We start from the raw sequence: 16,176 nt of genomic DNA, 5'->3' as shown, positions 1-16,176 counted from the left end.
CAAACACTTTCCGAAGAAAGTGTAAGACTCCGCTCGACTTGCATGTATTAGGCACGCCGCCAGCGTTCGTCCTGAGCCAGGATCAAACTCTCCATAAAAGTGTTTGACTTGCTCATTGGTATTGCTGACGAGAAATTAATTCTCAATAATGTTTCACTCGTTGTTCAGTTTTCAAAGAACAATTGCGCTCCAGCGACCAACCCGATCACCTTCGCTTTAGCTCGCCACATCGTTCAGCAGCGACTCTTATAATATATCATGTTCTTTTCTAGAAGTCAACATCTTTTTTCAATGTTTTTTCGAAAGAAGTTTTTCTTTCGTTTTTCTTGTAAGAAAGGAACGAGAATTAATTTATCATAAAACTACATTTTTCGTCAACCCTTTTTTCATTTTTTTTTAAAACAAGCCTACGACATAGGTTTAGTGATTCTGAATATAGCGATGATTTCGCGCATATCGCGACAGATCCTTAGGGGTGGCAATACGGGCATACATTCGAAAGATTGTCCGATATCTTGCTGCTATCGCTCGCCGTACATCTTTGTCCAATCGCTGATCAGACAGATCAAGAAGCATCTCATCAAGCTCCTTGCGAAGCATATATCCTAGTTCCTTGCATTCCTTATCATTAAATAGAAACCCTAGCACGACAATGCAGCCTCCTCATTACAATCCATCAATTGCATTCATCTTTATTTCTGCCCATAAAGAGAAGAAAAGCGACTTCATTCCTTACATGGCTCCTCACGCTGTTGGCGCTTCGCGCATGCATCTCATGAATGCCGCTTTAATGGTATTCTCATTTTTTGAGAATTTTATCCTACACATACAAATTTATCGTACAATCATTCTCTTGCATCCCATTATCGCAAACACCCGCTCCTCCATTTGCTTACGATAACAGCCAGAATGTAATGGTACTCTCAATTATTGCTGCGATGAGCAGAATAAATGTAATCCAGACGGCAGCCGCTGCGGTCTTCTTTGACCAGAGTCCAATAGTCAGATTCAATGGATTGGAGCGATACTGAGAAGACATCCGCTGGAACACGAGTATGCCAAAGCGCAGTCCGAATGCCGCAGCTATAATAATCGCCGGGATTTCTAAAATACCATGGGGCAGCAGCCCCTTCACCACAAGACTTGTCATATCAACGCCCGCTTCGCTCATGATGCGCATAAGCAGACCAATTACCATTCCGTTGATGAGCAAAAATGCAGCTGGAATAATGCCTCCTATAATACCCGCAAACATGATCAATACAGATTTGATGGCATTATTGTAGAAAATCGTAATGAAAAAAGACAATTCCTGATTCGAGGATTGCGACGCTTGCTGCTGCAATTCCTTGAGCGCTTCAAGTTGACCCATAAGAAATTGTTCGAGTGTGTTGGACTGATAGCCAATGGCATAGCCTGCAATCATCAGCAGCGCAGAGGCAAAGATATACCACTTTATTTCTATTAACGAACGTAAAAATGCTTTGAAACTTAGCATGAAGCCCATTCTCCTTTCTACTTGCATGACGACCATCACCACGAATCAAACCCTCGATGATGCTTGTCATAATTCCATGCTCCAAGCATACAGTGTATTAAACAAGCGTGACAAGCCTAGATGGCCTGCCGCTAATTGCTACGTACGAGAGGAGCGCACTTGCATGAATTCTTTTTATGTATTCAGTGGCAAAAAAATCAAACGCGTCTTCTTCCTTGTCGTCGCCGCCATATTTGCTGCGGGTGTCGTCTATGTGGAGAGTGACAACATCACGGTGTTCTCAGAAGGCAGTCCATCTGCCATTTACAGTGTTCCAACCGAAAAGAAACTGATCGCACTAACGTTCGACATCAGTTGGGGAGAAACACGAACGCAGCCTATTCTCGATATCCTTGAGCAAAAAGGGGTAAAGAAAAGCACCTTCTTCCTCTCCTCACCCTGGAGTAAGACACATCCGGATCTCGTGAAGAAAATTGCTGATGGCGGCTACGAGATTGGCAGTCATGGACATAAGCATGTGAACTACAGCAGCTTAAGCGATGACGAAATTCGCAAGCAAATCTCAACTGCCCACCAAATCTTAACGGACATGACAGGCAAGGAGCCTAATCTGATTCGCATGCCTAACGGTGATTTTGACAAAAGAGTGCTGACCATTGCTGAACAATTGAACTACAAGGTTATTCAGTGGGACACCGACTCGCTCGATTGGAAGAACCCAGGTGTGGATACGATTGTAAATCGGGTCATGAAGAAAGCTCATCCAGGCGATATCGTGCTTCTTCACGCGAGTGATTCATGCAAACAGACCCATTTAGCCCTTCCCATCATCATTGATCAGCTAAGAGCACAAGGCTATGAGTTCGTTACCGTATCAGAACTCCTGCAGCAAACGGAGATGAACAATAAGACAATACAAGATCAAGCTATGATGATGGAGCAAATCGAAGCAGCAGCAGGTTTCTGATTCTTTTTAAGGACACGATGAGCCACTGTAACAGTATAAGCAGAAAAAGAGCTGACCATGTCAGCTCTTTTTTGTCATCGCCATTCAGCTAGCAGCACCAGCTGTTTCCACCGTACTGGCGTTGCCCTTCTGCCCCACTAATCGATGCAGGATCAGAATCTGATGCGCATTACAGGCAACCAATGGTATAAATACAAACCAAGTGGCCACATTGCTAATATTCAAGGCAGACAATGTCTCCACTGCCGTGCCTGCGATCATAAAAAACATAGTCGGGATAAGTGCGGCTTTATTCGTCGCTCGAACCTTGAATTTAGCAACGATATAAGCAATGGCAAGCAAAGCAAGTCCAAGAATAATATCGGTTTGTAATTTGCCATTGCCGCCAAGCATGGTCCGCAAGAACATAACATCAAGCAGCACAAAGACAGTAATAATCACTTGAATGTAAAGCCAGCTTTTCTTGAAAAAGCCTAAAGCAATATAATTCAGGGTCAGATATGCGAAGAAGCCCATTTGCGCATACACACTGATCATGAATCCACTAAAAATAAGCTGCAACACATTAATTAGGATGTCCCCAGCACCCTTCATATTCGACAGCTCCTGCTGAAAAAGCTGTATGGACAAGCCTGTTAGCAGCATCAATCCTCCCCCAACACAAATGGATGTCCAAAATAAGTGCAGCCACTTCTTCATGTTCACGCTGCTTCACCTCCACAATATTCATTATTTTACCAGTAGGCTCAACAAAAAACTATCGCTGTTCTTCATAATTCATAAATTGTTACGACATACTACGCGTGAAGAGGTTAAGGAAAGGAGATCAGCCCATGAGATCTGCCATCATTCGGGGAGTTATGCCCTTATTGGCCATTTTGCTACTTGCAACAGGATGTGGTCAGGAGCAGTCTTCAAGTAATCAGATGGATTATAAAGAGATGAAAACGATGGTGGTCGACATTTTGAAGACTGAAGAAGCCCAAAAGGCTATTCAGTCCTCTCAAAGCGGCTCCATGCAAATGCAGTCCCTGAATACTCAACAGGCACAAGAGCAAGTACGTTTAGCAGTGAAGGATACCCTAGTCTCCCCCGATTACCAAAAAGAGTTTGAAAAAATCATGAAAGACCCGAAATTTGCAGCTGAATTTGCCAAAGTTATTAATAGTGATAATAAGCAGCTTCATAAAGAATTGATCAAAGATCCTACGTATCAACAAGCCGTGGGCGATGTCTTGAAATCCCCGGATATGATGAAAGCATATCTGGATATCATGAAAACACCAGAATATCGCAAGCAGCTTATGGCGATTATGAAGGAGTCCATGAATACCCCGCTATTCAAACTACAAGTGATGGAGCTTCTGTCTAAAGTGGTAAAGGAAGAGCTCGAACCCAAGCAGCAGCAAGGTTCCGAGCAAGAAGGCCAGCAGGGCCAGAACGGTGGTCAAGGTGAAGAAGGCGGCTCAAGCGGCGGCGGTGGTGGTGGTCAGGGTGGAGGTCAATAAAGGCAATCACCAAACAGCATCTCTTTCCTACAGATCAGTGCCACATATCTTGGCCGGTGTGTAATGGTGTCACCCATTTATTAGTTCAAAAGCTAATCTGCTCACAGCCTCTTTGACCAATTACAGTTGATCAAATCAAAAAAAGGGAGCTCTACAGAGTCTCCCTTTCTTATTTTATTCAATTGCGCTGCAGTCCAGCTGCTCCATTAGACAACGTACACGGTTCAACCCGCTTCAGCTGGAATGCCAGTTACACCGTTACACTTGTCCCTTATCAATCAATGATTGGGCCAATTCCAAATACAGCTGTCCAATTGGATGGTCTGCTTTATATACGGATGGCGAGAAATCTGGTTCCTGTGGATGATTGTCGGCTGCTCCTAATGGTATCTGCGCAAGCAGCGGAGCATGGAGTGCTTCTGCCAGCTTGCCTCCACCGCCTCGACCAAATACGTATTCCTTCTCACCGCAACTTCCACACTGCATATACGCCATGTTCTCGACGACGCCAATAATCTCATGATTGGTGGACATCGCCATCGTCCCCGCTCGCGCAGCAACAAATGCGGCGGTACCATGAGGGGTTGTGACGATGATTTCTTTGCTTTGCGGAATCATCTGATGGATATCAAGCGCAACATCTCCAGTCCCTGGAGGCAGGTCCAAGAGAACAACATCTAGTTCTCCCCAAGCCACTTCTGCAAAGAAGTTGCGGAGCATCTTGCCGAGCATGGGCCCACGCCATACAACTGGACTGTTGTCTTCCACAAAGAAGCCCATCGACATGATCTGAACACCAAATCGTTCGATAGGCACTACACGTTCATCCACAACAGCAGGACGATCCTCAATCCCCATCATGTCAGGCACACTAAAGCCATAAATATCCGCATCAATAAGTCCTACTTTTTTACCTAACCTTGCCAAGGCAACCGCTAAATTAACCGTTACCGTAGACTTGCCCACTCCACCCTTGCCGCTTGCAACTGCAATAAATGTTGTCCTGCTGTCAGGATGAAGCAGCGGACTTAGCGCATCCAGGGCTGCTCCATGCCCTTGTGGAGCATGAGGGTCCTGGTTCATTGTACTACCTCCTGCTTCTTGCAGTCCGGCCTGGATCAATTCCTGCTCTGAGGCCAAACGAAGGCGAATATGGGCTTGTTCAACCCCATACAGCGCCAGCCGAGACTTCGCATCAGTTATGAGCTGTTCTCTTACTTGGGAATCAGCCGCATCAGGCGAAAGGAGGATCGTTAAGGATACATTATCCGGCTTGATCATCACATCTCGAATCCATTGCAGCGAAGTAAAGGATTGACCGCTTACTGGCTCTGTCAGCTCTTGCAGCGCTTCTGTTAGTTGCTCGCGTGTAATCAAGATGCACACCCCATCTCTATCTATAGGTTAATAGGCATTTCTTTCCTCTGTCCCATGCTATTATATCACATTAATGATGAGTGATGGACTCGCCTGACATGTATCTCAAGATGCCCTTGTAGATCGAAGCCGCTACTTTTATTTGATACTGATCATCAGCCAGCATGCGCGATTCGACTGGGTGAGATAAGAATCCAACTTCAACAAGCGCGGACGGGATATCTACATTTCTTAGCAAATATAAGTTGCGATCGTCCGCCTTTGCTACTCGCTCTGTATTCTCAAGATTGCGCTTAATCTCTTCTTGGATGAAGTAAGCAAGACTCTCATTCTGCTTGATTGCACCGGAGTAAAAGGTTTGCGCTCCGCTCCATCGATCTGAAGGAATACTGTTCATATGGATGCTTACGAGCAGCTCTGCCTTTTTGGCCTGTATAAGCTGTATGCGATTTTTGAGATCCTCTGCCTTTCGCTTAGAGTATCCTTTCGTGCCTTCATTAGCTAGATCTACATCGCTTTCTCTTGTCATTACAACAACTGCACCCGCTTGCTGCAAATAATCGCGCAAATGAAGCGTGATCGCAAGATTAATGTCCTTTTCAATAAGCCCTTGTTTGCTTGAAGCTCCCCCGTCCGGCCCACCATGTCCAGCATCTAAGGCAATAACACGCCCTGCAAGCGGCAAAGTCCAGTTTGTCCATGTTTTTTCCGTTGGAATATCTACGGTCATAATGATGAATACCGCAGCAATCAAGGTAAGACTTAACGCCCATTGCCTGACTCTTTTTAGCGATATCCACAAAATAAAATGCTTTCTAGCCTTCTTTGGCATCTCACGACTCGACCTCCTGTCCATACCCTCATTCAACTATATGGGAGGAGCTGGACAAATATACGCATGTCCTGAAAGCCATTCACGATATAAAAAAGAAGCGAAGCCTATCCATTACAATAGTCATTCGCCTCATTAATATTAATCTTGATTAAGCTTATACATTCGCGGTCTGCTCTGCCATGCCTTCAATGAGAATCTTGGCCACCTCTGGTCTTGAGAATTCAGGCGGTGGACAGATGCCGTCTCGTAATAGCGCTCTTACTTTTGTTCCCGATAAGGTCAAATGATCTTCCTTGTTGTGCGGACAGGTCTTACTGGAAGCCATATTGCCGCACTTCGTGCAAAAGAAGCTATGTTCAAAAAATAATGGCGTAATGTCTAGCTCCTCCGGTGTGAAGCGGCGGAAGATCTCTTGCGCTTCATAGGTCCCGTAGTAGTCACCTACTCCAGCATGATCACGGCCGACAATAAAGTGCGTGCACCCATAGTTTTTGCGGACAATCGCATGGAAAATCGCCTCTCTAGGGCCCGCATATCGCATTGCAGCAGGGAAGACGCCCAAGAATACCCGATCCTTCGGATAGTAGCCTTCTAACAGCGCTAGATAACTTCTCATGCGAACATCAGCAGGCACATCATCGGACTTGGTCTCTCCAACTAGCGGATTCAAGAACAGCGCATCTACAATCTCCATGGCACTCTTTTGAATGTACTCATGAGCCCGGTGAACAGGGTTGCGTGTTTGGAAGCCGACTACCGTATTCCACCCTTTTTCCGCGAATAAACGACGGGTCTCGGCAGGATCAAAATAATAGTCTTCAAAACGTTCTGGCTTCGGACGCTGTATCACTTGAATACTGCCGCCCACGACCGTTGTAGGCCGTTCTAACAGCTTCTGAACGCCGGGATGAGCAGTGTCTGAGGTCTTAAATACATTAACGGCTTCATGCAGCGGATCGATCGTATAGATGGATTCAATATTGATAGCACCATACGTAATCTGATCTTCTTCTCCTACAAGCGCAGCGGTTGCACCTATCTTCAAGGTGGCTGCGAGTTCAGGCTGCACAGCAAGCGTAATAGGAATCGACCATACCGTGCCATCTGCAAGTCTCATCGATGCAACGACACTTTCATAGTCTTCTTGGTTCATAAATCCAGTAAGCGGTGAAAATGCGCCTACGCCAATAAGATCCAAATCAGAGATCGTCCACCGGCTAATCGGTATAACAGGCGCATCGGATAATTGCTTAAGCAGGAAAGCCTTGGCCTCCCCTTCAACAAGACGATTGATTAATTGTCCACCGTGTGGGTTGATCGCTGTCATTCTTGAATTGACTCCTCTCATCCTTGATGCAATCCGCATTCGATCTTCTCTGAGTTCGACCAGCGGCCTGCGCGAGGGTCTTCACCCTCCATAACAGGACGCGTGCAATACTTGCAGCCAATGCTTGGATAATGCTGATCGTGAAGTGGATTGTATATAATGTTGTTAGCTTTAATATAATTCCAGACGTCTTCCGACGTCCACGCAGCGAGTGGATTAAACTTCACTAATCCAAACTTCGTATCATATTCAATCATCTTGGCGTTTGCGCGGGTCGGAGCTTGATCGCGGCGGATTCCGGTAATCCATGCGTCATATTTGCTTAGAATCTGGGTTAGTGGTTCGACTTTGCGGATGTTGCAGCAGGTGTTGGGGCTGGTCTTCCATAGCTCTGGTCCGTATTGTTCGGCTTGCTCTTCAGGAGTAATTTGAGGACTTACGCGGTTGAATTCTAGGTTGTAGTTGGAAGCGATGCGGTCACGAGTCTCATACGTTTCATCAAAATGAAAATCGGTGTCTAAGTAAAAGATATCCGTCGATGGGCTAATCTTCTGCAGCATATCAACAATGACGACATCCTCTGCGCCAAAGCTGCAGGCAAAGGTGAGATTCGGAAATGTCTCTGCGGCCCAAGCCATAATTTCTTCAGGCGGAGCGGTCTCAAAGTGCACGGCGCGCTCTTGAATTAACGCTTCTTTCTCCAATAAATTCATAAAGCCCTATCCTCCAAACTCAATCCCTACTATTTGGGTATGTTTAATGAATTCAGCATAATAAAATTTCCTCTAATTGTCAATTGCTTTTTTTCATTATGATACAAAGTATTCAACAAAAATAAACCGGTGCCTAAGCACCGGTTGGTTGTTTTTGGTTTTATGGGTATAGGGCATGATCGGCTGCACTATCAGTGCCTGACCAGAGGCGTTTAGAGGTCCATGGCTCCGTTCCATTCCAATAGGAGTCCTCTGGAGACAATGCTAGCGGTAACAATACCGTAGAGCATAAGTACAGGCTGCCTGTTGAAATATACTCCTCTCCCAAACTTGGTTGATGGCCGCTCAGGCCTATTCTAAGCCAGCCCTGCTCATCATAAGTATTCGGGACATCCAAGCAGCGCTTCATCACTGCTGTCAGTGCTCCGCGAACTTGTGCTGGCTGTAGACTCTCTGGCAGCTGCCCCTTCCATGCCAGCTGAGCTAATAATTGAAATGCGCCTGTTCGGTAAGCAATGGATCGTCCAAGTGGTGGAAAGGTCCCCTCAGGAGAGATCATTCGCTCCAATTGTTCGGCATATCGCTGTGCTCTTCCTTTTATCACCTCATAACGCTTAGACCAATCGGGATACTCCTGTCCCACCGTCTCAACCATATCAAGCAGCATCGGTTGAATCACGAAGCTGTTATAATAGTCCGCGTGATAATGGATGCCATCCCCGTATACCCCATCACCGACATACCACTGCTCATGCTGCTTGATGCCGTAGTCTATTCGCATCGGATCCCAATCAGATTCTCCACAATGATACAGCATCGTTTCCATCATGCCTGAGAACAACAGCCAATTGTTGAAGTACGGCTTTCTTGTTCTTGTCTGCTTTATGCCATGAATTATATTCGTCTTAACTTGCTCGCGCTGCTCATGCCACAGCGTATTTGGAGCACGAAGAATGGCTTGGCATAAAAATGCGGCATCCACAATTGGCTGATAGCCCTTCGCCAAGTTCATATAGTCCTTAGCCGTAGGATCAAATGCATGTTCCAGCGCCTTTGTCGTCAGCTCCCGAAATTCTGCTCTTAACGCCTGCTCCTGGCTGTCGCCATGGTTGGCATCCAGCCATGGCGCGATTCCGCATAATAAGCGTCCTATCGCTTCCAAATGCGTATATAAGGCTCGATCTGACCCAGAGGACTCTATAGGCATTCGTTCTCTTAGCCGGTCTTCTGCTAGCGCTTCCAATACCGGCCGAGACAAACGCTCGAGGCTCTTCAGCCAAAACTCTCGATCCTGTGCTCCTTCATTGTTTGCTTGCATCGTTACTGAACCATCAAGCTTGGTATGCTCCATTCCTTACACGCTCCCATCTTGTGAAGAGGTACATTTCGACGTTCTTGCTATAATTCATTCTGCATGGGCAACTAAATACCTCTTATTGGAGGAGAAATGCTAATGTTTATTAGCCATCAGCATGGTATCTTAGCAACCCGGCTTGAGCTGTGGCACCATTATCATCATGATGCCTATGTTCCACTAAACGCAAAAAAGCCTCGAACCATAAGATTCGAGGCTTTGCACTCCTGCAAGCAGGATATTAACGTTTCGAGAACTGAGGTGCACGACGTGCAGCTTTGAGTCCATACTTTTTACGTTCTTTCATACGTGGGTCACGAGTCAAGAAGCCAGCTTTTTTCAATGCTGGACGAAGCTCAGGATCCGCTTTGAGCAACGCACGGGAGATACCGTGACGAATTGCGCCTGCTTGACCGGAGATACCGCCACCATGAGCGATAACCAACACATCGTATTTTCCAACTGTCTCTGTAAGGTTCAGAGGTTGTTTTACGATCAACTTCAAAGTTTCCAAACCGAAGTATTCATTAAGGTCACGTTTATTGATAACGATGCGGCCTTCACCTGGTACGAGGCGAACACGCGCTACGGAATGCTTACGACGACCTGTCCCATAGTATTGTACTTGTGCCATGAAACTGTCCTCCCTTTTAATTAACCGCGAAGTTCGTAAACTTCAGGTTGTTGTGCTTGATGTGGATGTTCTGCGCCAGCATATGCTTTCAAACGAAGCTTCATTTTGTTACCCATACGAGTCTTAGGCAACATGCCATGAACAGCAAGTTCGATCATGCGCTCAGGCTTGTTTGCCAACATTTCTTGAGCTGTTGTCACTTTCAATCCACCTGGATGCAAGGAGTGACGATAGTATTTCTTGTCAGCAAGTTTGTTGCCGGACAATACTACTTTTTCTGCATTAATGATAACTACGAAGTCACCGCCATCCACATGTGGTGTGAATGTTGGCTTATGCTTACCGCGGATCAAAGCCGCTGCTTCAGAAGCAAGACGACCAAGCGTCTTTCCTTCTGCATCGATAACGAACCATTTGCGTTCTACTTCAGCTGGTTTCGCCATATATGTCGTACGCATGAGAATAATCCTCCTCTAATCATTTGCTGCGACCTAAGGGTGCTATACAAATTCAAGTTCACTTTATATGTCGTTAAGTTACGTAATTACATGTTCAAAAGGTACTTCTGTTGTCGTGTCTCTTCACTGGGGGCCGTGGGAAGCCGTAAAGAAACACAAAATTTATTGTACAGGAAACCGGGCATTTATGCAAGTTGTTTTTTAGCGAAACTGCCGTATTACAATCGCTCTGAACCATCATACTCTACTTTCCAGAGCATTAGCCCACATGGTACTGCCGTAGGTCCTGCTTTATGACGATCTCGTGCTTGAATAATCTCAGGAATCTGATCCGGGCTGCGCTTGCCTTGACCTACTTGAAGAATAGTCCCTGCGATAATGCGCACCATATTGTACAGAAAGCCATTTCCCGTGATGAACAGATGAATTCTGCCTCGATCCGGGTGGCCTGTATAGCTTGGCTCGTGCTCCAACCAGGATTGATAGATGGTACGAATATTGGAAGTCTTGGTCGACTTCGGCGAAGCGAAAGACGTAAAGTCATGCTCTCCCTCGAAATGCGACATTGCTTCCTTCATCGCATCAATCTTAAGCGGTCGTGGATGAAAGAGCTCTGTTCTGCGCGTAAACAAATCCGGAACACGCTCTGAATAGATGGAGTAACGATACGTCTTGCGTTTCGCCGAATAACGGGCATGAAAGTCTAATGGAGCCTCCCATACCTCTGTTATTACGATATCCTTAGGCAGTCTGGAATTCATCGCAATCATCCAACGCTCAACAGGAATCTGAGACTCTGTTAAGAAGTTAAAGACTTGCCCTTGAGCGTGGACGCCTGCATCCGTTCGGCCAGATGCCAAGATGGATATGGTATCGCCGGTAAGCTGCTTTAGCACCATTTCAATGCAGCCTTGCACCGTTGGGTCTTCAGGCTGTGCTTGAAATCCACAATAAGCGTTGCCTTCATAGGCAACCGTCATCCCAATATTTCTCATGCTACCCTCCGAAGCTGTACGTATACACGTCTATAAGCCGCCTCGCCCGACAAAAAGAAAAGCTCCTCTAAGGGAGCCTTCTTTCACACTGCTGAAGCAGTCCTCATATCGTGCGCATCAAGCTATTACGCGCGGTCAACCAGTTCCAAGTAAACCATAGGCGCGGAGTCGCCACGGCGAGGTCCCAGTTTCATAATGCGAGTGTAACCGCCAGCACGCTCAGCATAACGAGGTGCGATATCGGAGAAAAGCTTTTGGATTGCATCTTTCTCTCCATCAACCGTCTCGCGACGTACGAATGCTGCAACTTGACGACGAGCATGAAGATCACCTTTTTTAGCTTTAGTGATCAGCTTTTCAGCGATAGAACGAACTTCTTTCGCCTTAGCTTCAGTCGTTTCGATGCGCTCATACAAGAACAAATCCGTTACCAAGTCACGGAACAACGCTTTACGAGCGCTGGAATCACGACCTAACTTTTGGTATGCCATAATAGTTTCCCCTCCTTCTCTGTACCTAGTCCCGTATTAATCTTCTTTACGCAGACCTAAGCTCAGCTCTTCAAGCTTCTCTTGTACCTCTTCCAAAGACTTGCGGCCCAAGTTGCGGACCTTCATCATGTCTTCTTCCGTCTTCGTGATCAGCTCTTGAACTGTATTAATGCCCGCACGCTTTAGACAGTTATAGGAACGAACAGAGAGATCGAGCTCTTCGATGGTCATCTCGAGCACTTTCTCTTTCTTATCTTCCTCTTTTTCGACCATGATCTCAGCGTCTTTCGCTTCGTCTGTAAGACCTACGAAGAGCATCAAGTGCTCTGTAAGAATCTTAGCGCCGAGGCTGACCGCTTCTTCAGGTCGAATGCTGCCATCGCTCCATACTTCAAGCGTAAGCTTGTCGTAGTTCGTTACTTGACCAACACGCGTATTCTCTACACTGTAGTTTACACGAGAGATTGGCGTATAGATCGAATCTACTGGAATAACTCCGATAGGTTGATCTTCACGCTTATTGCGGTCAGCAAGAACAAATCCACGTCCACGATTCGCATAAATGCGCATGTGGAGTCTGGAACCTTCAGCTAAAGTTGCAATGCGGAGATCCGGGTTCAAAATTTCCACATCACTATCCGCTCGAATGTCACCTGCCGTTACAACACCTTCGCCATCCGCATCGATTTCAAGAATCTTCTCTTCATCGGAGTGGATCTTGAGCGACAATGCTTTAAGGTTCAAGATGATCTCTGTAACGTCTTCATAGACACCAGGAATCGTCGAGAACTCATGGAGCACGCCATCGATCTGAACAGATGTAACAGCTGCACCAGGCAGGGAGGACAGCAGAATACGGCGCAGGGAGTTCCCCAATGTTGTGCCATAGCCGCGCTCAAGCGGCTCTACCACAAACTTGCCGTATGATCCTTCCTCATTGACCTCTACGGTTTCGATTTTCGGTTTTTCGATCTCAATCACTCTATAACCCTCCTTCAAAACGTCGCTCACGTTACCTTCTATACACCTACGGTCGGTTAATTCGTGCAGTAATGCCTAAACAACCATTATTACCAACAGGCGTTAGTTATATACGACATAAGCGCCCCGCGTATGAATTATACGCGGCGACGTTTTGGCGGACGGCAGCCGTTGTGCGGAATTGGAGTTACGTCTTTGATCATGCTAACTTCCAATCCTGCAGCTTGCAAGGAACGGATGGCAGCTTCACGGCCTGCGCCTGGACCTTTAACCATAACTTCAACGGTTTTCATACCATGTTCCATTGCAGCTTTCGCAGCTGTTTCAGCAGCGAGCTGTGCAGCAAATGGAGTAGACTTACGCGAACCTTTGAATCCGGAACCGCCGGAGCTCGCCCAAGAAATTGCATTACCATGCGGATCTGTGATCGTTACGATCGTGTTGTTGAACGTAGAACGAATGTGAGCTACGCCAGATTCAATATTCTTACGGTCACGACGTTTAGTACGAACTGCTTTTTTTGGTTTAGCCATTGCTACTTATCCCTCCTTACTTTTTCTTATTCGCTACCGTACGACGAGGGCCTTTGCGTGTACGAGCATTAGTTTTAGTACGTTGACCACGAACAGGCAAGCCACGGCGATGGCGGATACCACGATAGCATCCAATCTCAACCAAACGCTTGATGTTCAGGGAAATATCACGGCGGAGGTCACCCTCTACCTTAATGTTCTTGTCAATTGCTTCACGGATTGCGTTTACTTCTTCTTCAGTCAGGTCACGAACACGAGTGTCTTTGTTTACACCTGCTTGTGCGATCACTTTCTGAGAAGTTGTTTTACCGATCCCAAAAATGTATGTTAAGGCGATCTCAACGCGTTTATCACGTGGCAAGTCTACACCAGCTATACGAGCCATTTACGCTACACCCCCTTCTAAATTATCCTTGTTTTTGTTTGTGCTTCGGATTTTCACAGATTACCATAACATTCCCTTTGCGACGAATGACTTTGCATTTTTCGCAAATAGGTTTTACAGAAGGTCTTACCTTCATGATGAATACCTCCCAGTTCTTAAGTTGCTCACACGACGAATGCTATTTTCGATATGTGATGCGACCTTTGCTCAAATCGTAAGGCGACAACTGTACGACCACTTTGTCCCCAGTTAGGATACGGATAAAGTGCATCCGCAGCTTTCCTGAAACATGGGCGAGAATTTGATGTCCGTTCTCGAGTTCCACACGGAATGTTGCATTGGGCAACGGTTCAATAACCGTACCTTCGACTTCAATCACATCTTCTTTAGCCAACGTTAATCCCCCTATTCTTCCACATTTGCAGCGGACAGCTGCTTCGTATAGTTTTGAATCACATAACGGAGCTTGCTGTTCGTCACCCGTCCGCTATCTTTTAAACTATCGACAACCTCATGACTTATCGCTTGCTGCAGCTCTACATGAAGCATGTTTTTGCGTTTAGGCTGGTCAAACTTTCGTTTATCCCCATCCGCTATGAACACGAATCGCGGTTCTTCAATACCAATGATGACAGCGTAAGTGCCCTCATCACGACCTTGAATGACTTTAACCAACTGACCAAGCACTGGAGTCGGAATGTCTTTCATCTCCGTCACCTACTCTTCAAGTTTCGTTAAAATCTCGCAACCATCCGATGTTACAGCTACAGTATGCTCAAAGTGAGCGCACCATGTCCCGTCCACCGTCACAACCGTCCAGTTGTCCGCTAGCGTCTTCACATAACGCTCTCCGATGACAACCATCGGCTCAATGGCAAGCGTCATACCCGGCTTAAGCCGTGGTCCACGGTCAGGTGTACCGAAGTTTGGGATCTGCGGTTCTTCATGCAGATCTGCACCAACCCCATGCCCTACGTATTCACGCACGACAGAAAAACCTGCATCCTCGATCACACGTTGTATAGCATGAGATATCGTGTATAGACGAACATCTGGCTTAACAAGATCAAGTCCGGCATAGAGCGAACGCTCTGTCACCTCAAGCAGCTTCTTCGCACTGTCTGAGATGCTGCCAACTCCATATGTCCAGGCAGAGTCACCGTGATATCCACGATACTGTGCACCAATGTCGATGCTGATGATGTCGCCCTCGTTTAAGACGCGATCACCGGGAATGCCATGCACCAATTCATCATTAACTGATGCGCAAATGCTTCCGGAGAAACCGTTATAGCCTTTGAAAGAAGGGGTAGCCCCTTGACTGCGAATGAACCGTTCCGCAATGTTATCAAGTTCCCGGGTTGTAATGCCCGGTTTGACGGAGTCCGCCATAAGACGGTGCGTCATCGCAACAATTCGCCCAGCTTCTCTCATGAAGCCAAGTTCCACTTCGGACTTACAGATGATCATGGAGTTAACCTCTCAGTAGCGATACGATTTCAGTCGAGACCGTACCGATTTCCTTCTCCCCGTCAACCTGACGCAACAAGCCTTTTTCGGAGTAGTACTCCAACAAAGGAGCAGTCTTATTGATATATTCATCAAGACGTGTGCCGACCTTTTCCTCTGAATCGTCAGAGCGCTGGTAGAGCTCACCTTGATCTTTATCGCAGATGCCTTCTTGTTGTGGCGGATTGAAGATGACATGGTACGTAGCACCGCAAGTCTTACAAATCCGTCTGCCAGTAAGGCGTGCAAGCAAAAGCTCACGGTCAACGTGCAGGTTCACAACATGATCTAGCTTGCGTCCCATGGCTTCAAGGATGTCGTCAAGTGCTTCCGCTTGTGCTAACGTGCGTGGGAAGCCGTCCAACAGGAAGCCCTGTTCACAGTCTGGCGCTGCGAGTCGTTCGCGCACAATACCGACTGTAACGTCATCCGGAACGAGCAGACCTTTATCCATGTATTCCTTCGCTTTTAAGCCGATTGGCGTACCTTCTCGCATCGCTGCACGGAATGCATCGCCTGTGGAGATATGAGGAATACCGAACTCTTGAACGATACGTTCAGCCTGCGTTCCTTTACCTGCCCCAGGAGGCCCCATGAATAGAATGTTCATC

The 16,176-nt window shown here is 46.6% G+C and carries 22 protein-coding genes and 1 rRNA gene; 2 read left to right on the top strand and 21 right to left on the bottom strand.

The window, feature by feature from the left end; all coding sequences use genetic code 11:
* The 3 genes from B9Y93_RS24775 to B9Y93_RS23970 all read right to left on the bottom strand — a co-directional run.
* A 16S ribosomal RNA gene (locus tag B9Y93_RS24775) occupies nt 1-98 on the bottom strand; the annotation flags it as partial.
* Nucleotides 99-420: 322 nt separating this feature from the next.
* Nucleotides 421-648: a hypothetical protein gene (locus B9Y93_RS23975; protein WP_085499063.1), complete on the bottom strand. Its 228-nt coding sequence runs from the start codon at nt 646-648 to the stop codon at nt 421-423.
* A gap of 244 nt (nt 649-892) precedes the next feature.
* On the bottom strand, nt 893-1,498 hold the full coding sequence (locus tag B9Y93_RS23970; protein ID WP_085499061.1) for a stage II sporulation protein M: 606 nt from the start codon (nt 1,496-1,498) through the stop codon (nt 893-895).
* Between the two features lie 163 nt (nt 1,499-1,661).
* Between B9Y93_RS23970 and pdaB the strand changes: the two genes are divergently transcribed.
* Complete coding sequence (gene pdaB / locus B9Y93_RS23965) at nt 1,662-2,465, top strand: polysaccharide deacetylase family sporulation protein PdaB (protein ID WP_085499060.1); 804 nt, start codon at nt 1,662-1,664, stop codon at nt 2,463-2,465.
* 84 nt (nt 2,466-2,549) lie between these two features.
* Here pdaB and B9Y93_RS23960 read toward each other — a convergent pair whose 3' ends face one another.
* Entirely contained in the window at nt 2,550-3,164 is a 615-nt protein-coding gene (locus B9Y93_RS23960; protein ID WP_244903556.1) for a KinB-signaling pathway activation protein, read from the bottom strand.
* A 134-nt stretch (nt 3,165-3,298) separates the two neighbouring features.
* On the opposite strand from B9Y93_RS23960, the gene gerD reads away from it, so the two are divergent.
* A complete protein-coding gene (gerD, locus tag B9Y93_RS23955; RefSeq protein WP_085499057.1) occupies nt 3,299-3,973 on the top strand; it encodes a spore germination lipoprotein GerD in 675 nt (224 codons plus the stop codon).
* 258 nt (nt 3,974-4,231) lie between these two features.
* On the opposite strand, the gene B9Y93_RS23950 is transcribed toward gerD, so the two are convergent.
* The 17 genes from B9Y93_RS23950 to B9Y93_RS23870 all read right to left on the bottom strand — a co-directional run bounded on the left by B9Y93_RS23950 (nt 4,232) and on the right by B9Y93_RS23870 (nt 16,175).
* On the bottom strand, nt 4,232-5,350 hold the full coding sequence (locus B9Y93_RS23950) for an Mrp/NBP35 family ATP-binding protein (protein ID WP_085499055.1): 1,119 nt from the start codon (nt 5,348-5,350) through the stop codon (nt 4,232-4,234).
* A 70-nt stretch (nt 5,351-5,420) separates the two neighbouring features.
* Nucleotides 5,421-6,182, bottom strand: coding sequence for an N-acetylmuramoyl-L-alanine amidase CwlD (cwlD, locus tag B9Y93_RS23945; protein ID WP_085499054.1), 762 nt, complete (start codon nt 6,180-6,182; stop codon nt 5,421-5,423).
* Nucleotides 6,183-6,339: 157 nt separating this feature from the next.
* Complete coding sequence (gene sat / locus B9Y93_RS23940; RefSeq protein WP_085499052.1) at nt 6,340-7,512, bottom strand: sulfate adenylyltransferase; 1,173 nt, start codon at nt 7,510-7,512, stop codon at nt 6,340-6,342.
* Nucleotides 7,513-7,529: 17 nt separating this feature from the next.
* The gene (locus tag B9Y93_RS23935) at nt 7,530-8,225 is read right to left on the bottom strand and encodes a phosphoadenylyl-sulfate reductase (RefSeq protein WP_085499050.1); all 696 of its coding nucleotides are present in this window, start codon (nt 8,223-8,225) and stop codon (nt 7,530-7,532) included.
* Nucleotides 8,226-8,385: 160 nt separating this feature from the next.
* Nucleotides 8,386-9,576, bottom strand: coding sequence for a DUF2264 domain-containing protein (locus B9Y93_RS23930; protein ID WP_244903555.1), 1,191 nt, complete (start codon nt 9,574-9,576; stop codon nt 8,386-8,388).
* Between the two features lie 244 nt (nt 9,577-9,820).
* On the bottom strand, nt 9,821-10,213 hold the full coding sequence (gene rpsI / locus B9Y93_RS23925) for a 30S ribosomal protein S9 (protein WP_085499048.1): 393 nt from the start codon (nt 10,211-10,213) through the stop codon (nt 9,821-9,823).
* Nucleotides 10,214-10,233: 20 nt separating this feature from the next.
* Nucleotides 10,234-10,671 carry a 50S ribosomal protein L13 gene (gene rplM, locus B9Y93_RS23920; RefSeq protein ID WP_085499046.1) on the bottom strand — a complete coding sequence of 146 codons (438 nt, stop codon included), beginning with the start codon at nt 10,669-10,671 and terminating at the stop codon, nt 10,234-10,236.
* A 218-nt stretch (nt 10,672-10,889) separates the two neighbouring features.
* On the bottom strand, nt 10,890-11,666 hold the full coding sequence (gene truA / locus B9Y93_RS23915) for a tRNA pseudouridine(38-40) synthase TruA (protein WP_085499044.1): 777 nt from the start codon (nt 11,664-11,666) through the stop codon (nt 10,890-10,892).
* 125 nt (nt 11,667-11,791) lie between these two features.
* Entirely contained in the window at nt 11,792-12,157 is a 366-nt protein-coding gene (rplQ, locus tag B9Y93_RS23910) for a 50S ribosomal protein L17 (RefSeq protein WP_085499042.1), read from the bottom strand.
* Between the two features lie 36 nt (nt 12,158-12,193).
* A complete protein-coding gene (locus B9Y93_RS23905) occupies nt 12,194-13,138 on the bottom strand; it encodes a DNA-directed RNA polymerase subunit alpha (RefSeq protein ID WP_085499040.1) in 945 nt (314 codons plus the stop codon).
* Between the two features lie 137 nt (nt 13,139-13,275).
* The gene (rpsK, locus tag B9Y93_RS23900) at nt 13,276-13,671 is read right to left on the bottom strand and encodes a 30S ribosomal protein S11 (RefSeq protein WP_085499038.1); all 396 of its coding nucleotides are present in this window, start codon (nt 13,669-13,671) and stop codon (nt 13,276-13,278) included.
* A gap of 16 nt (nt 13,672-13,687) precedes the next feature.
* Complete coding sequence (gene rpsM / locus B9Y93_RS23895) at nt 13,688-14,056, bottom strand: 30S ribosomal protein S13 (RefSeq protein WP_085499035.1); 369 nt, start codon at nt 14,054-14,056, stop codon at nt 13,688-13,690.
* A 22-nt stretch (nt 14,057-14,078) separates the two neighbouring features.
* Nucleotides 14,079-14,192: a 50S ribosomal protein L36 gene (gene rpmJ / locus B9Y93_RS23890; protein WP_003333770.1), complete on the bottom strand. Its 114-nt coding sequence runs from the start codon at nt 14,190-14,192 to the stop codon at nt 14,079-14,081.
* 42 nt (nt 14,193-14,234) lie between these two features.
* Nucleotides 14,235-14,450: a translation initiation factor IF-1 gene (gene infA / locus B9Y93_RS23885; RefSeq protein ID WP_006676514.1), complete on the bottom strand. Its 216-nt coding sequence runs from the start codon at nt 14,448-14,450 to the stop codon at nt 14,235-14,237.
* A gap of 11 nt (nt 14,451-14,461) precedes the next feature.
* Nucleotides 14,462-14,764, bottom strand: a complete 303-nt coding sequence (locus B9Y93_RS23880; RefSeq protein ID WP_085499033.1) for a KOW domain-containing RNA-binding protein — start codon at nt 14,762-14,764, stop codon at nt 14,462-14,464.
* Between the two features lie 9 nt (nt 14,765-14,773).
* Nucleotides 14,774-15,526, bottom strand: a complete 753-nt coding sequence (gene map / locus B9Y93_RS23875) for a type I methionyl aminopeptidase (RefSeq protein WP_085499031.1) — start codon at nt 15,524-15,526, stop codon at nt 14,774-14,776.
* 4 nt (nt 15,527-15,530) lie between these two features.
* The gene (locus tag B9Y93_RS23870; RefSeq protein WP_085499028.1) at nt 15,531-16,175 is read right to left on the bottom strand and encodes an adenylate kinase; all 645 of its coding nucleotides are present in this window, start codon (nt 16,173-16,175) and stop codon (nt 15,531-15,533) included.
* Between the last annotated feature and the right edge of the window lies 1 nt (nt 16,176).

It is taken from the genome of Paenibacillus aquistagni, assembly GCF_900177815.1.
Taxonomy (GTDB): Bacteria; Bacillota; Bacilli; order Paenibacillales; family Paenibacillaceae; genus Paenibacillus_B; species Paenibacillus_B aquistagni.
Note: the sequence above shows the minus strand (reverse complement) of the source record. Positions and strands in the feature narration are given on the sequence as shown.

Excerpts from the sequence above, each read along its gene's own strand:
- B9Y93_RS23930 (WP_244903555.1), bottom strand. The coding sequence starts at position 9,576 with ATGGAGCATACCAAGCTTGATGGTTCAGTAACGATGCAAGCAAACAAT.
- rplQ (WP_085499042.1), bottom strand. The coding sequence starts at position 12,157 with ATGGCATACCAAAAGTTAGGTCGTGATTCCAGCGCTCGTAAAGCGTTG.
- sat (WP_085499052.1), bottom strand. The coding sequence starts at position 7,512 with ATGACAGCGATCAACCCACACGGTGGACAATTAATCAATCGTCTTGTT.
- B9Y93_RS23880 (WP_085499033.1), bottom strand. The coding sequence starts at position 14,764 with ATGAAAGACATTCCGACTCCAGTGCTTGGTCAGTTGGTTAAAGTCATT.
- B9Y93_RS23870 (WP_085499028.1), bottom strand. The coding sequence starts at position 16,175 with ATGAACATTCTATTCATGGGGCCTCCTGGGGCAGGTAAAGGAACGCAG.
- rpsI (WP_085499048.1), bottom strand. The coding sequence starts at position 10,213 with ATGGCACAAGTACAATACTATGGGACAGGTCGTCGTAAGCATTCCGTA.
- pdaB (WP_085499060.1), top strand. The coding sequence starts at position 1,662 with ATGAATTCTTTTTATGTATTCAGTGGCAAAAAAATCAAACGCGTCTTC.
- cwlD (WP_085499054.1), bottom strand. The coding sequence starts at position 6,182 with ATGCCAAAGAAGGCTAGAAAGCATTTTATTTTGTGGATATCGCTAAAA.
- truA (WP_085499044.1), bottom strand. The coding sequence starts at position 11,666 with ATGAGAAATATTGGGATGACGGTTGCCTATGAAGGCAACGCTTATTGT.
- B9Y93_RS23935 (WP_085499050.1), bottom strand. The coding sequence starts at position 8,225 with ATGAATTTATTGGAGAAAGAAGCGTTAATTCAAGAGCGCGCCGTGCAC.
- rpmJ (WP_003333770.1), bottom strand. The coding sequence starts at position 14,192 with ATGAAGGTAAGACCTTCTGTAAAACCTATTTGCGAAAAATGCAAAGTC.
- B9Y93_RS23970 (WP_085499061.1), bottom strand. The coding sequence starts at position 1,498 with ATGCTAAGTTTCAAAGCATTTTTACGTTCGTTAATAGAAATAAAGTGG.
- gerD (WP_085499057.1), top strand. The coding sequence starts at position 3,299 with ATGAGATCTGCCATCATTCGGGGAGTTATGCCCTTATTGGCCATTTTG.
- rpsM (WP_085499035.1), bottom strand. The coding sequence starts at position 14,056 with ATGGCTCGTATAGCTGGTGTAGACTTGCCACGTGATAAACGCGTTGAG.
- B9Y93_RS23960 (WP_244903556.1), bottom strand. The coding sequence starts at position 3,164 with ATGAAGAAGTGGCTGCACTTATTTTGGACATCCATTTGTGTTGGGGGA.
- map (WP_085499031.1), bottom strand. The coding sequence starts at position 15,526 with ATGATCATCTGTAAGTCCGAAGTGGAACTTGGCTTCATGAGAGAAGCT.
- rplM (WP_085499046.1), bottom strand. The coding sequence starts at position 10,671 with ATGCGTACGACATATATGGCGAAACCAGCTGAAGTAGAACGCAAATGG.
- rpsK (WP_085499038.1), bottom strand. The coding sequence starts at position 13,671 with ATGGCTAAACCAAAAAAAGCAGTTCGTACTAAACGTCGTGACCGTAAG.